The following is a 14852-nucleotide window of genomic DNA, read 5'->3' on the forward strand; positions in this document are numbered from 1 at the left end:
CCGTGCGCGCCCGGGTGGGCCAGGATGGTGCCATGAGCGTAGTGAAGATCAACGTGCTGACCGTTCCCGCCGAGCAGCGGGAGACGCTGGAGAAGCGGTTCGCCTCGCGAGCCCACGCCGTGGAGAACTCCGACGGTTTCGAATGGTTCGAGCTGCTGCGGCCCGTCGAGGGCACCGACCAGTACCTCGTGTACACGCGCTGGCGGGACGAGGAGTCCTTCCAGGCGTGGATGGAGGGCCCGATGAAGACCGCGCACCAGGGCGGCGGCGAGGGCGCCGAGCGGCCCCGGCCGGCCGCCTCCGGTTCCACGCTGTGGTCCTTCGACGTGGTGCAGCAGGCGGGGCCCAAGGGCGCCTAGCCGTACTGCGCAGGCAGGGCCCGCCGGCGCCCGGCCGTGGTGCAGCAGGCGGAGCCCACGGGCGCCCGGCCGAGGAGCGGACCGACGGCGCCTGGCTTCCGAGCGGTCCCGCGCGGGCTGAAGCGGTCCCGCGCGGGCCGCTCGGCGGCGTTCCGGCGCAGTACCCCGGCCAGACCCGGCCGGCTTACAGAACCGTGGTGTCCCCCCGACCCACCACGCCACACGCGTACCGTCCGGTGTGGACTGAGCACATACGACGGCGCCCCCTGCCTGTGCGGGTCAGGGGGCGCCGTCGGTCCTGGGAGGGGGCCGTTACTTCACCGGCTCCGGCTCCGGCTCGTTCTCCGGTTCCGGCTCGCCCGCCGGGTCGACCGGCGTCCTGACGGAGTCGAGGAGCAGCTGGGCGACGTCCACGACCTGGATGGACTCCTTGGCCTTGCCGTCGTTCTTCTTGCCGTTCACGGAGTCCGTGAGCATGACCAGGCAGAACGGGCAGGCGGTGGAGACGATGTCCGGGTTCAGGGACAGGGCCTCGTCGACGCGCTCGTTGTTGATGCGCTTGCCGATGCGCTCTTCCATCCACATCCGGGCGCCGCCGGCGCCGCAGCAGAAGCCGCGCTCCTTGTGGCGGTGCATCTCCTCGTTGCGCAGGCCCGGGACCTTGCCGATGATCTCGCGCGGTGGCGTGTAGATCTTGTTGTGGCGGCCCAGGTAGCACGGGTCGTGGTAGGTGATGATGCCCTCGACCGGCGTGACCGGGATCAGCTTGCCCTCGTCCACCAGGTGCTGCAGCAGCTGGGTGTGGTGGATGACCTCGTAGTCGCCGCCGAGCTGCGGGTACTCGTTGCCGAGGGTGTTGAGGCAGTGCGGGCAGGTGGCGACGATCTTCTTCGCCGACTTCGGCTTCCTCGACTCCGCCGTGACCTTGCCGTCGTCGTCCAGCTCCTCGCCGAACGCCGTGTTCAGGGCCATGACGTTCTCCATGCCGAGCTCCTGGAACAGGGGCTCGTTGCCGAGGCGGCGGGCGGAGTCACCGGTGCACTTCTCGTCGCCGCCCATGATCGCGAACTTCACGCCCGCGATGTGCAGCAGCTCGGCGAAGGCCTTGGTGGTCTTCTTGGCGCGGTCCTCGAGGGCGCCGGCGCAGCCGACCCAGTACAGGTACTCGACCTCGGTGAGGTCCTCGATGTCCTTGCCGACGACCGGGACCTCGAAGTCGACCTCCTTGGTCCACTCCAGGCGCTGCTTCTTCGCCAGGCCCCAGGGGTTGCCCTTCTTCTCCAGGTTCTTGAGCATCGTGCCCGCCTCGGACGGGAACGCGGACTCGATCATGACCTGGTAGCGGCGCATGTCGACGATGTGGTCGACGTGCTCGATGTCCACCGGGCACTGCTCGACGCAGGCGCCGCAGGTGGTGCAGGACCACAGGACGTCCGGGTCGATGACGCCGTTCTCCTCGGCGGTGCCGATCAGCGGGCGCTCGGCCTCGGCCAGGGCGGCGGCGGGGACGTCCTTGAGCTGCTCCTCGGAAGCCTTCTCCTCGCCCTCCACGGTCTTGCCGCCGCCGACCAGCAGGTAGGGCGCCTTGGCGTGCGCGTTGTCCCGCAGGGACATGATCAGCAGCTTCGGGGAGAGCGGCTTGCCGGTGTTCCAGGCGGGGCACTGCGACTGGCAGCGGCCGCACTCGGTGCAGGTGGAGAAGTCCAGCAGGCCCTTCCAGGAGAACTGCTCGACCTGGGAGACGCCGAAGACGTCGTCCTCGCCCGGGTCCTCGAAGTTGATCGGCTTGCCGCCGGAGGTCATCGGGAGCAGGGCGCCCAGGGAGGTCTCGCCGTCGGCGTTGCGCTTGAACCAGATGTTCGGGAACGCCAGGAAGCGGTGCCACGCCACACCCATGTCGGTCTTCAGGGCGACCGTGATCATCCAGATGAAGGAGGTCGCGATCTTCAGGCCGGCGAAGAAGTAGGTGAGGTTCTGGAGCGTGGAGACGTCCATGTCCCGCAGCCAGGCGACGACCGGGTACGAGATGAAGAACGAGGCCTCGTAGCCGTCCACGTGGTGCTGGGCGCCTTCGAGGGCGTGCAGCATGAAGATGCAGACGCCGACGATGAGGATGACGGCCTCGACGAAGTACGCCTGGCCGAAGTTGGAGCCGGCGAAGCGGGACTTGCGGCCCGGCTTGTTCGGCTTGCTCAGCTGGCGGATGACGATCAGGACGAGGATGCCGAGCGCGGTCATCGTGCCGAGGAACTCGACGAACACGTTGTACGGCGCCCACTCGCCGATGACCGGCAGGAGCCAGTCCGCCTGGAACAGCTGGCCGATGGCGTTGACGATCGTCAGGAGCAGCGAGAAGAAGCCCACCGCCACGAACCAGTGCGCCACGCCGACGACGCCCCAGCGGTTCATCCGGGTGTGGCCGAGGAACTCCTTGGCCACGGTGATGGTGCGCTGTGTGGGATCGTTGGTCCGCGTGCCGGCCGGCACCGGCTGGCCCAGCCGCATGAAGTTGTAGATCTGCAGGAGGGCGCGGCCGAACAGTGCCACGCCGACCACGATCAGGACCAGCGACACGATGATCGCGGCGAGTTGCATTGGGGCTCCTGAGGCGGCCTCGGTCTGAACGAGCTGTCTGAGCTGATCGACATTACTAAGCGGTAACTTATGTAGTCCGTCTGAGAGTACCCCCATCTTCCGTCCGGATGCAGCCGGGCGCGGGGTGATCTGGGTCGCTGAGGGGACCCTGCGTCATCCGCCTACAGGCAATCAGATCGTGTTATTCGTACCGAATTGATACTTTCGCCCCTACCTTAGAGCCGTGCTCTACGGGATCGCAGCCGCCACCGCCGCCCTGCTCTTCACCGCCGTGCTCGCGGCGGCGCTCCGGCTGCCCGCTCTGAGGGCCGGGATCCTCGACCCCCGCCGGCAGCGGCCGCTCCCGCTGCTCGGCGGCCTCGCCGTCGTGATCGTCACCTGTCTCGTCGCCTGGGCGGGGGAGTGGACCCGGGTCGCCCCGCTCGGGGACGGGGTCGGGCGGCTGCTGGCGGTCGCCGCCGGGGTCGCCGCGCTGGGCCTGGTGGCCGACGTGTGGCGGCTTCGCGCGCGCGTGCTCGTCGCGGGCGCGGCCGTGGCGGCGGCCTGGGTGGTGCCGTACGACGAGACGGGCGTGCCGGGCGGGCTGCTGGCCGTGGGCTGGATCGTCCTGGCCACCCTCGCCTTCAAGGGCCTGGACCACGCCGACGGGCTCGCCGGGACCGTCGGGGTGATCACCGCGTTCGGGGCGGGCGTCTGTGCCGCCGCCGAGGTCATGGACGGCCTCGCCGTGCTGCTGAGCGTGGTCGCCGCCGCCCTCACCGGCTTCCTGATGCACAACTGGCACCCCGCGCGGATCGGGCTCGGCGCCTGCGGCTCGCTCTTCACGGGCTTCCTGCTGTCCTCCGCCGTCGTCTTCACGCGCGCGGGGTACGACCTGGGGCCGAGCGCGGCCGTGGTGTTCTGCCTCGCCGCGGTCGCCGTGGCCGACGCCCTCCTCGTGGTCCTCGCCCGTTCGGTGGCCCGGCGCCCGCTGCTCAGGCGGGGCCCCGACCATCTCGCGCACCGGTTGCGCCGGCTGGGGCTGACCCCGCAGGGGTCGGTCGTCCTGCTCGGGGCCGGCGCCTTTTCCTCGGTGCTCGTGGGGGTACTGGTGCACTCCGGCTGGACCGGGGAGGGGGCCGCGCTGTGGGTGGCCGGCGGTGTGGCTGTCGCCGTGGCCGTACTCGTACTCCTTCGAATGCCCGTCCAGCAATCACGGCGCCCGCCGTCTACGCAGGTCAGCGGCCGGTTGCGTGTAAGGAACGGATAAGAGTTGAGCCGGTCTGACTCAGGTCTGTTGACCCGAAGGATCCGCTCATGCACACTTGAGCCTGTTCCACTCAAGTCAGCTGGAGGAATCAACCATGGCACGTGCGGTCGGCATCGACCTGGGCACGACTAACTCCGTCGTCAGCGTTCTGGAGGGCGGCGAGCCCACCGTCATCACCAACGCCGAGGGCGCCAGGACCACGCCGTCCGTCGTCGCCTTCGCCAAGAACGGCGAGGTGCTCGTCGGCGAGGTCGCCAAGCGCCAGGCGGTCACGAACGTGGACCGGACCATCCGCTCGGTGAAGCGCCACATGGGCACCGACTGGAAGATCCAGCTCGACGGCAAGGACTTCAACCCGCAGCAGATCTCCGCGTTCATCCTGCAGAAGCTCAAGCGGGACGCCGAGTCCTACCTGGGCGAGAAGGTCACGGACGCGGTCATCACCGTCCCGGCCTACTTCAACGACTCCGAGCGTCAGGCCACGAAGGAGGCCGGCGAGATCGCCGGTCTGAACGTCCTGCGCATCGTCAACGAGCCGACCGCGGCGGCGCTCGCCTACGGCCTCGACAAGGACGACCAGACGATCCTCGTCTTCGACCTCGGTGGCGGCACCTTCGACGTGTCCCTCCTGGAGATCGGCGACGGTGTCGTCGAGGTGAAGGCCACCAACGGTGACAACCACCTCGGTGGTGACGACTGGGACCAGCGCGTCGTCGACTACCTGGTCAAGCAGTTCCAGTCCGGTCACGGCGTGGACCTGTCCAAGGACAAGATGGCCCTGCAGCGTCTGCGCGAGGCCGCCGAGAAGGCCAAGATCGAGCTGTCCTCGTCCACCGAGACCTCGATCAACCTGCCGTACATCACCGCGTCCGCCGAGGGCCCGCTGCACCTGGACGAGAAGCTGACCCGCGCTCAGTTCCAGCAGCTGACCGCGGACCTGCTGGAGCGCTGCAAGACGCCGTTCCACAACGTCATCAAGGACGCCGGCATCCAGCTCGGCGAGATCGACCACGTCGTCCTGGTCGGCGGTTCCACGCGTATGCCCGCCGTCGCCGAGCTCGTCAAGGAGCTGACCGGCGGCAAGGAGGCCAACAAGGGCGTGAACCCGGACGAGGTCGTCGCCATCGGCGCCTCGCTCCAGGCCGGTGTCCTCAAGGGCGAGGTCAAGGACGTCCTGCTGCTCGACGTCACCCCGCTGTCCCTCGGTATCGAGACCAAGGGCGGCATCATGACCAAGCTGATCGAGCGCAACACCACGATCCCGACCAAGCGCTCCGAGATCTTCACGACGGCCGAGGACAACCAGCCGTCCGTGCAGATCCAGGTCTACCAGGGCGAGCGCGAGATCGCCGCGTACAACAAGAAGCTCGGCATGTTCGAGCTGACCGGTCTGCCGCCGGCGCCGCGTGGCGTCCCGCAGATCGAGGTCTCCTTCGACATCGACGCCAACGGCATCATGCACGTCACGGCGAAGGACCTCGGCACCGGCAAGGAGCAGAAGATGACCGTCACCGGCGGTTCCTCGCTCCCGAAGGACGAGGTCGACCGCATGCGCGAGGAGGCCGAGCGCTACGCGGAGGAGGACCACAAGCGCCGCGAGGCCGCCGAGACCCGCAACCAGGGCGAGCAGCTCGTCTACCAGACCGAGAAGTTCCTCAAGGACAACGAGGACAAGGTCCCCGGCGAGATCAAGACCGAGGTCGAGGGCGCCGTCGCCGAGCTGAAGGAAGCCCTCAAGGGCGAGGACACCGGCGAGATCCGATCCGCCACCGAGAAGGTCGCGGCCGTCTCGCAGAAGCTGGGCCAGGCCATGTACGCCGACGCCCAGGGCGCGCAGGCCGCGGACGGCGCGTCCGCCGGTGCCGGTGAGGCCAAGGCCGAGGACGATGTCGTCGACGCCGAGATCGTGGACGACGAGCGCAAGGACGGTGCCGCGTGACGGAGGAGACCCCGGGCTTCGAGGAGAAGCCCGACGTCCCCTCCGGCGTGACCCCCGAAGACGCCGAGTCGAAGGCCGCCCCCGAGGAGGGGGCGGCCCCGGCCGGGGACGGAAGTGCAGACGCGGGCCTGGTGGCCCAGCTGGACCAGGTGCGCACCGCGCTCGGCGAGCGCACGGCGGACCTCCAGCGCCTCCAGGCCGAGTACCAGAACTACCGCCGCCGCGTCGAGCGTGACCGGGTCGCGGTCCGGGAGATCGCCATCGCGAACCTCCTGACCGAGCTCCTGCCCGTGCTCGACGACATCGGCCGCGCGCGGGAACACGGCGAACTGGTCGGCGGCTTCAAGTCGGTGGCCGAGTCGCTGGAGACCGTCGCGGCCAAGATGGGCCTGCAGCAGTTCGGCAAGGAGGGCGAGCCCTTCGACCCGACGATCCACGAGGCCCTGATGCACTCCTACGCGCCGGACGTCACCGAGACGACCTGCGTGGCGATCCTGCAGCCCGGGTATCGCATCGGCGAGCGCACCATCCGCCCCGCGCGGGTGGCCGTCGCCGAGCCGCAGCCCGGCGCGCAGACGGTCAAGGCGGAAGGCGCCGAAGAGGCTCCCGCGGCCGACGACAAGGAGAGCGGTGGCCCGGAAGAGGGCTGACGTGAACACTGAGGGAGAACCGGGAAGGCCGGGAAAGGGGGTACGTCGAGGATGAGCACCAAGGACTTCATCGAGAAGGACTACTACAAGGTCCTCGGCGTCCCCAAGGACGCCACCGAGGCCGAGATCAAGAAGGCGTACCGGAAGCTCGCCCGCGAGTTCCACCCGGACGCCAACAAGGGCAACGTCAAGGCCGAGGAGCGCTTCAAGGAGATCTCCGAGGCCAACGACATCCTCGGCGACCCCAAGAAGCGCAAGGAGTACGACGAGGCTCGCGCCCTGTTCGGCAACGGCGGCTTCCGCCCCGGGCCGGGCGCGGCCGGCGGCTCCTTCAACTTCGACCTGGGCGACCTCTTCGGGGGCAACGCCCAGGGCGGAGGCTTCGGCGGCGGGATCGGCGACGTCTTCGGCGGCCTGTTCAACCGCGGCGGCGCGGGGACGAGCCGCACCCAGCCGCGGCGCGGCCAGGACATCGACACCGAGGTCACGCTGAGCTTCACGGAGGCCATCGAGGGCGCCACGGTGCCCCTCAGGATGTCCTCCCAGGCGCCCTGCAAGGCCTGTTCGGGCACCGGCGACAAGAACGGCACACCGCGCGTGTGCCCGACCTGCGTCGGCACCGGACAGGTCGCGCGGGGCTCCGGCGGCGGCTTCTCGCTCACCGACCCCTGCCCCGACTGCAAGGGCCGTGGTCTGATCGCCGAGCATCCCTGCCTGGAGTGCAAGGGCAGCGGCCGCGCGAAGTCCTCGCGCACGATGCAGGTCCGCATCCCGGCCGGGGTGACCGACGGGCAGCGGATCCGGCTGCGCGGCAAGGGCGCGCCCGGCGAACGGGGCGGCCCGGCAGGCGACCTGTACGTGGTCGTCCACGTCGGCGAGCACCCGGTGTTCGGCCGCAAGGGCGACAACCTCACCGTCACCGTCCCGGTGACGTTCGCCGAGGCGGCCCTCGGCGGAGAGGTGCGCGTGCCCACCCTGGGCGGCCCCACCGTCACCCTGAAACTGCCGCCCGGCACTCCGAACGGCCGCACCATGCGGGCGCGGGGCAAGGGCGCGGTCCGCAAGGACGGCACCCGCGGCGACCTGCTGGTCACCGTCGAGGTGAGTGTCCCGCAGGACCTGTCGGGGAAGGCTCGTGACGCACTGGAGGCGTATCGCGAGGCAACCGCGGGCGAGGACCCGCGGGCGGAGCTGTTCGAGGCTGCGAAGGGAGCTTGAGAGTGATGGACGGCCGTCGGCGCAACCCGTATGAACTGACCGAGGAGACCCCGGTCTACGTCATCTCGGTGGCGGCCCAGCTCTCCGGACTCCACCCGCAGACGCTGCGCCAGTACGACCGCCTGGGCCTGGTCTCCCCGGACCGCACCGCGGGCCGGGGCCGCCGCTACTCGGCCCGTGACATCGAACTGCTCCGCCAGGTGCAGCAGTTGTCACAGGACGAGGGCATCAACCTGGCCGGCATCAAGCGGATCATCGAACTGGAGAACCAGGTCGCCGCGCTCCAGTCCCGGGTCGTGGAGCTGGAGGCGGCCCTGGACGGCGCGGCGGCGGCGATGCAGCAGCGCGAGGCCGCCGTGCACGCCTCCTACCGGCGCGACCTGGTGCCGTACCAGGAGGTCCAGCAGACCAGTGCGCTGGTGGTGTGGCGTCCGAAGCGGCAGCCGTCCTCGGACTGACACCCCATGACGAGGAAGGGGCCGGCAGGAGCGATCCTGCCGGCCCCTTTCCTCGTGCGGTCAGGGCGCCAGGATGGCCCAGTCGCCGCCCGCCGCGGACTCCGTGCCGTCCGCCTGCAGGGCGGTCACCCAGTAGAAGTGAGTGGTGCCCTTCGGGGCGCCGGTGTCCTCGTAGGAGGTCCCGGTCGTGTCCGTCAGCTTCTCGTAGGCCTTGGTGCCAGGGTTCCAGCGGTAGACCCGGTAGCCGGTGGCGCCGGGCACCGCGTTCCAGCCCAGCGTGACCGGTCCCGCGCCGTCCTCCCCGGCGGACGCGTTCAGCTGGACCGGTGAATCCTCGGGCGTGGTCACGCTCGGGGTCATGTCCAGCTCGGTCGCGATCACGGCCGGGGCCGGGCCGTTCCACCGGATCGCCGAGTTGCCCTCGTCGTCGACGGCGTCCACGAAGAAGCAGACCTCCTCGCCCTCCGGGCGCGCGAGGTAGGTGTAGGAGGTCTCCGTGGGCGAGACGTACTGCGTCGAGACGCCGTAGCAGACCTGCTCGTCGTCGTCGCCGACCAGTTCGCCCCGGTGGACCGTGTAGTACTTCAGGTCCGTGGCCGGGTTCTTGTCCCATTCCAGGTGGAAGCCGTACTCGGCCGGGGTGGCCGTCAGGCCGGTGACGAGCGCGGGCGGGTCGTTGTCCCAGATCTTCCCCCGCTGCGGCGCGGAGCGGACGGACTCGTTGCCGGCCGCGTCGACGGCCGAGACCCGGTAGTGGTACACGACGCTCTCGGCGGCCGAGGTGTCCAGGTAGGAGAGTTTGTCCGTGCTGCCCAGCAGGGTGTACGTGCCGTTCTCGGTGGGGGCGCGGAAGACGCGGTAGGACACCGCGCCCGCGACCCCGTCCCAGGCGACCTCGAGCCCGCCGGTGCCGCCCTCGGCGGTCACTTCGCCGGTCGCCTTGGTGATGACGGGCACGGCGGGCGCGGTCCGGTCGACGGTGGTGACCGGCTGGTCCGCCGTACCGGCCGACTCGTTGCCGGACCGGTCGAAGGCACGGACCTCGTAGTAGTACGTCTCGCCGGTCTGCGGCAGGGCGGTGTCGGTGTACGAGGTGACCGTGCGGGTCGCGAGCGGCTCGGCGCCGAACGGCTTGCCCTTCAGGCGCCGGTAGACGCGGTAGCCGGCGAGGTCCATCTCCTTGTTCTTCGTCCAGCCCAGCCTGGCCTGACCGGTCGCCTTGTCGTACGTCACCGACACCCCGGCCGGCACCAGGGGCTTGACCTTGTCGACGTCGGCGCCCGTGCGCGGGGCGTAGCCGAAGGAGACGTCGGCGCCGCCGGTCCAGTTGACGTAGTCGACGCGCAGGGTGTGCCTGCCGGACGGGACGGTGACGTCGACCGTCTTCGACTGCGTGCGGGAGACGTTCTTCCACAGGTCGACCTTGCGGGTGCCGTCGAGGTACACCCGGATGCCGTCCTGGGCACTCGCCGCGAGGGCGAAGGGCCCGCCGGAGCCGAAGTCGCGGGTGACGGTCCAGCGGACGCCGAAGTTGTCCTTCGGCAGGCCGGAGGCCGGCGCGCCGGTGCCCCACTGCTCGTGGATGCCGCTGTCGCAGTCCGTCTTCTTCGGTGTGCCCGAGAATGTGGTGTTCGCGAAGAACTGCCGGGTGTAGACCGGCGAGGCGCAACTCGTGGCGGCGGACGCGGGCGTCGCGACCACGCTCGGCAGGGCGGCGGAGGCGGCGAGTACGACAGCGGTGGCGGTCGTACGTCTGGCTGGGTTCATTCGTTCCTCTGATCGAGTGGGGGCGGCTCGGGGCAGCCGTGGGTCCGACTCGGGACGGACCGAGTTGGTTGTACGGATCTTTGCCGGCCCCATGAAGTCCCTTGGGATGTACGGTCCGTAAAGGGCATTTGAAGGTGGTTTCGCGTGACCTTCACAGATGCAGCTGAGCGTGGTGTTGCGGACTCGTTAAGTGATTCTTCTTGACGCCGGGTGGGGCGTCCGCGTTGTCTTTTCAGACACCTGGGTCGTATAGCAGCGCCCACGTCCGGAACGCACCTGAAGTGAGCCCCCGAATGCGTCGTATCGCCATATCCGTGGCCGCGTCCACGATGACCCTCTCGCTCGCCGGCTGTGGCGTGCTGAACGCGACGGGGGACGGCGCAAGCGCAAGCCCGACGAAGGGCAACGACGTCACGGTGGGCCTTCTGCTGCCCGAGAAGGCGAACTCCCGCTACGACAAGTTCGACTTCCCCATCATCCGGGACAAGGTGGCCGAACTCACCAAGAAGCAGGGCAAGGTCGAATACGCCAACGCCGACGCGAGCGCCGCCCGGCAGTCCGAGCAGATGCAGAACCTGATCGACAACAAGGTCGACGTCATCCTGCTCGACGCGGTCGACGCGCACGGCATCGCCGACGAGGTGAAGAAGGCCAAGGACGCGGGCATCCCGGTCATCGCCTACGACCGGCTGGCCGAGGGTCCGATCGACGCGTACATCTCCTTCGACAACGAGCTGGTCGGGGAGGTGCAGGGCCGCACCCTGCTGGAGGCCATGGGGCCGGACGTCGACACCTCCGACAAGATCGTCATGATGAACGGCTCGCTCACCGACCCGAACGCCAAGCAGTTCAAGGAGGGCGCGCTCTCCGAGCTGAACGGCAAGGTGACGATCGCGGACGCCTTCGACACCACCGACTGGAAGCCGGAGAACGCCGAGGCCAACATGGCCAAGGCGATCGCGAAGATCGGCAAGAACAACATCGCAGGTGTCTACGCCGCCAACGACGGCATGGCCGGCGGCGTCATCAAGGCCTTCAAGGCGGCGGGCGTCACCGCCCTGCCCCCGATCACCGGCCAGGACGCCGAACTCGACGCGGTCCAGCGGGTCCTCGCCGGCGAGCAGTACATGAGTGTCTACAAGTCCTACCCGGACGAGGCCGAGGCCGCCGCGCAGATGGCCGTCACCAAGATCCAGGGCAAGGACATCCAGTTCGACGCCCTCACCCAGGACAAGGTCGACAGCCCCACCGCCAAGGACATCCCGTCCCGGCTGGTCCAGGTGACCGCGCTGACCAAGGGCACCGTCAAGGACACGGTCGTCGCCGACGGTATCTACACCGCCGAGGACATCTGCACCGCCAAGTACAAGGCGGCCTGCGCGGCGGCCGGCCTGAAGTAGGCCCGCCGCGTCGCTCCCACGGCGTGCAGACGCGGCCCCGGGAAGGTGGGGGGAACCCCGGCCGGGGCCGCTCCCGGTGCCGGGGGCGCCGGGGGGAGGCGGCCTCCGCGATGCCGGAGTGACGTCGGTCCCACCATCTTCAGCTTGTTGCAATGCGTACGGCTGAGCGCCGCCAAAACCCGGGCATAGCGGCGGTTTCCGGCCGCCCTTGAGCGGGGAGCCGTGTTGCGGACCCGGTCGACGCCGCGCATAGTTGCGCTGCGGAAGTGGCAGCACACCGGGGGTGGAATGGGCGATGGCCGGGCACGGGACGGAGGAACATCCTCACGGTGCCGACCGGCTGTGCGCAGCCGGCGATCGGGTGTACTCCCGGGCCGTACGCCGGGGGCGGGTGGCGCGCGCGGACGCGGACACGGTGCCCTGCCTGCTGGAGCTGGCCCTGCTGCACCCGGACCCCGACGACATGGACTGGCTGGTGCCGACCTCACCGCAGGAGGTCATGACCCGGCTGCTGCGCGGGGTCTACGACGAGGTCAGCGCGAGTCAGCGGCGCGTGGGCTCCGCGGTGGCCGCCTTCGAGTGGTACGCGGGCCTGGGCCGGCAGCTGAACGCCCTGGCCGCACCGGCCGAGGGCAGCGCCATCCGGGTCCTGGACGGGCTCTCCCGCATCCAGGCGGCGATGGACGAGGCGACCGAGGCGTGCACCACCGAGGTGCTCACGGTGCAGCCCGGCGGCATCCGGCGTGAGGCGGAACTCACCGAGGGCCTGCACCGGGCGCTCGCGCTGCGCGGCCGGGGCGTGCGCATGCGCGATCTCTACACGCACGTGGCCCGGCACGGCCAGGGCCTGCTCAACTACCTCGAGCTGATGGGCGACACGGTGGAGGCCCGCACCCTGGACGAGGTCATCGACCGGCTCATCCTCTTCGACCGCACGGTGGCCTTCATCCCCGCCAACACCGACCGCACGATGGCCCTGGAACTGCGCCACCCGGCGCTGGTCGAGTACCTGGTGACGGTCTTCGAACGGCTCTGGCGTCTGGCGATCCCCCTGACCGCCCCCCTCCCCGACACCGGCATCGAGGGCATCTCGTACCGCGAGCAGTCCATCGCCGCGCTGCTCGCCGAGGGCCATCAGGACGCGGTGATCGCCGAACGCCTGGGCATCAGCGTCCGCACCTGCCGTGCCCACATCGCCCGTCTCTCGGAGACCCTGGGCGCAGCCAGCCGCACCCAACTGGGCGTCCGCATCGCCCAGGCCGGCCTGGACGGCCATCCCCGCCCCACCGCACTCACCGGCCCCGATCCGGAATCCCCGACCGCCCGATGAGACGACCGAGCCGCGCCCGGCTGTCGCTGCCGGGGGTGGCCGTGCGGGATCGCCCGGTACGTATCCGCTGACGGCTCGTCCATCGCTTCATTGCTCCCGGTCCAGCATGCCCGACTGGGCGATGAGGTAGCCGAGCTGGGCGCGGCTGCCGCTGCCGAGGGCCTGGGCCAGTTTGGCGATGTGGGCCCGGCAGGTGCGGACGTTCATGCCGAGGCGGCGCGCGATGGCCTCGTCGACGTGGCCCTCCACGAGGAGTTTGGCGATGGAGTGCTGGATCTCCGTGATGCCGTCCGGGGCGGTCTCGTAGGGGGCGCCGGCGCTCAGGGGGACCGCTCGGCCCCACATGAACTCGAACACCTTGATCAGGTAGCGGACGAGACCTGGGTGACGCAGTTCCAGGGCGACCTGTTGGTCGTCCCGGACGGGCAGGAAGGCAACGGCCTCGTCGCAGATGATGAGACGCTCCACCAGTTCGTCGATGGTGCGGTATTCCACCTTGCCGTTGGCGAGCTGTGCCACGTAGGCCAGCTTCTCGGGGTTGTACCGCGCCGTGTGCTGGTACAGGGTCCGGATCCGTACGCCGCGCTCGATGAGGGGCCTGTCGCGTTCCAGTCCCCGCAGTAGGCTGCGCTCGGAGTAGCGGTCGCTCGGCTGGACCGTGAGCACCTCGGTCTGGCACTGGGACGTGGCGAGGTTCAGCGCCGCGTTGATACGCTCCCCGCCCTCCAATACCGTGATGGAGTCGGTGGTTGCCGTCATGTGGCTGCTCAGCGCCATGAACGGCTCGAACACGTCGGCCAGCCGGATCGACAACCGCCTTCGCTCGGTGATCTCCCGCTCTATGGGGTTGAGTCGCTGAGCGAGGGCCACGGGCGCCGGAACGGGACGCAGCCATTCCGGATCGTCCGGATCCGGGTGCAAGAGGGCGAACTCCAGCAGGCAGGGGGCGGGTTCCACCTCGACGCGAGCGATGCGCCCGGCGCGCAGGGCGTCGGCGTAGAGCCGAGCGCCTTCCTCGCATATCTCGGTCACCGCATGGGGATGTACGGCTTTAGTCCGATTCGTTGCCAAATCTCCACCCCCCAGGGTCCTGAACATGCAGGAACATGATGCATTGATTATGTGGCCACGACATGCCCGAATGAGCCATCGTCGTACCGACGGGGGAAGAGGGGACCTTCAAGTGAGGACGAAGCCGACTATGGGCAAGAGACTGCTTCGCTCGATACTTGTCGCCGCCTTCTCCGTTGTCGCGGCCGCGGGAGCGCTGGGCGCGAGTGGGAACGGCGACGTTCGAGCGGACACCAGCTGGCCGGCGGTGACTGCGACCACCGTGGCCGCCATCGATACCAGTTGGCCGGTGCATCCCAAGGATGGCGTGAGGAGCTGACGTGACTACCCCGCCTGACGACCGCTCCTTCCGTCGCGAGATGGCCACTGCCTACCGCTCCGGCTGGCACTTCATCGACCTGGTCACCGCCATCCCCCACAGCGGTGACTCGCTGATGGTGACCGTGTTCGGTGAGCCGGTCGTCGTCACGCGGGACGAGGACGGTGACGTACGGGCGTTCCGGTGCCTGCGCAAGCCGCGCGGGGCGCCGCAGCCGGTGCGCTGTGCCATCCGGTACGGAATGATCTTTGTGAACCTGGACCAGCGGGACCACCGGCTGTGCGAGCCGACGGATTCCGACCTGAGGACCATCTCGGCCACCCCCCGCAGTGCCTGACGCGATTCCCCCGTCGTAACACATCGCTCAGGTGCTTCCCCCCGCAGCGGGGGGGGGGGGGGGGGGGGGGGGGGGGGGGGGGGGGGGGGTTGGGGGGGGGGGGGGGGGGGGGGGGGGGGGGGGGGGGGGGGGGGGGGGGGGGGGGGGGGGGAGAAAGCAA

At 69.7% G+C, this 14852-nt stretch carries 12 protein-coding genes; 9 read left to right on the forward strand and 3 right to left on the reverse strand.

The features are described from left to right. Positions 1–32 precede the first annotated feature (32 nt). Positions 33–359, forward strand: a complete 327-nt coding sequence (locus ACZ4SF_RS23270) for an antibiotic biosynthesis monooxygenase family protein (protein ID WP_468387555.1) — start codon at positions 33–35, stop codon at positions 357–359. A gap of 312 nt (positions 360–671) precedes the next feature. Here ACZ4SF_RS23270 and ACZ4SF_RS23275 read toward each other — a convergent pair whose 3' ends face one another. Further along, positions 672–2954: a (Fe-S)-binding protein gene (locus ACZ4SF_RS23275; RefSeq protein ID WP_468387557.1), complete on the reverse strand. Its 2283-nt coding sequence runs from the start codon at positions 2952–2954 to the stop codon at positions 672–674. A gap of 223 nt (positions 2955–3177) precedes the next feature. Between ACZ4SF_RS23275 and ACZ4SF_RS23280 the strand changes: the two genes are divergently transcribed. The 5 genes from ACZ4SF_RS23280 (at position 3178) to ACZ4SF_RS23300 (ending at position 8468) form a co-directional block, all read left to right on the forward strand. Further along, positions 3178–4203 carry an MraY family glycosyltransferase gene (locus ACZ4SF_RS23280; protein WP_468387559.1) on the forward strand — a complete coding sequence of 342 codons (1026 nt, stop codon included), beginning with the start codon at positions 3178–3180 and terminating at the stop codon, positions 4201–4203. 94 nt (positions 4204–4297) lie between these two features. Then, complete coding sequence (dnaK, locus tag ACZ4SF_RS23285) at positions 4298–6142, forward strand: molecular chaperone DnaK (protein WP_468387561.1); 1845 nt, start codon at positions 4298–4300, stop codon at positions 6140–6142. Beyond that, positions 6139–6792, forward strand: a complete 654-nt coding sequence (gene grpE, locus ACZ4SF_RS23290) for a nucleotide exchange factor GrpE (RefSeq protein ID WP_468387563.1) — start codon at positions 6139–6141, stop codon at positions 6790–6792. The genes dnaK and grpE overlap by 4 nt, the downstream gene beginning before the upstream one ends. A gap of 51 nt (positions 6793–6843) precedes the next feature. After that, a complete protein-coding gene (dnaJ, locus tag ACZ4SF_RS23295) occupies positions 6844–8010 on the forward strand; it encodes a molecular chaperone DnaJ (RefSeq protein ID WP_468387565.1) in 1167 nt (388 codons plus the stop codon). Positions 8011–8015: 5 nt separating this feature from the next. Continuing rightward, positions 8016–8468 (forward strand): heat shock protein transcriptional repressor HspR, encoded by a 453-nt coding sequence (locus tag ACZ4SF_RS23300; protein ID WP_468387567.1) that lies wholly within the window; start codon positions 8016–8018, stop codon positions 8466–8468. A gap of 60 nt (positions 8469–8528) precedes the next feature. Here the strand turns inward: ACZ4SF_RS23300 and ACZ4SF_RS23305 are convergent, their stop codons facing one another. Then, complete coding sequence (locus tag ACZ4SF_RS23305; protein ID WP_468387569.1) at positions 8529–10235, reverse strand: fibronectin type III domain-containing protein; 1707 nt, start codon at positions 10233–10235, stop codon at positions 8529–8531. Between the two features lie 293 nt (positions 10236–10528). Here ACZ4SF_RS23305 and ACZ4SF_RS23310 point away from each other — a divergent pair, with 293 nt between their 5' ends. Both ACZ4SF_RS23310 and ACZ4SF_RS23315 read left to right on the forward strand, forming a co-directional pair. After that, entirely contained in the window at positions 10529–11635 is a 1107-nt protein-coding gene (locus ACZ4SF_RS23310; RefSeq protein ID WP_468387571.1) for a sugar ABC transporter substrate-binding protein, read from the forward strand. Between the two features lie 295 nt (positions 11636–11930). Then, a complete protein-coding gene (locus ACZ4SF_RS23315) occupies positions 11931–12965 on the forward strand; it encodes a helix-turn-helix transcriptional regulator (RefSeq protein WP_468387573.1) in 1035 nt (344 codons plus the stop codon). A gap of 87 nt (positions 12966–13052) precedes the next feature. Here the strand turns inward: ACZ4SF_RS23315 and ACZ4SF_RS23320 are convergent, their stop codons facing one another. Continuing rightward, positions 13053–14063, reverse strand: a complete 1011-nt coding sequence (locus ACZ4SF_RS23320; RefSeq protein WP_468387575.1) for a helix-turn-helix transcriptional regulator — start codon at positions 14061–14063, stop codon at positions 13053–13055. A 293-nt stretch (positions 14064–14356) separates the two neighbouring features. Here ACZ4SF_RS23320 and ACZ4SF_RS23325 point away from each other — a divergent pair, with 293 nt between their 5' ends. Next, a complete protein-coding gene (locus ACZ4SF_RS23325) occupies positions 14357–14692 on the forward strand; it encodes a hypothetical protein (protein WP_468387577.1) in 336 nt (111 codons plus the stop codon). Positions 14693–14852: the final 160 nt, after the last annotated feature.

It is taken from the genome of Streptomyces sp. NPDC027663, from assembly GCF_055566415.1.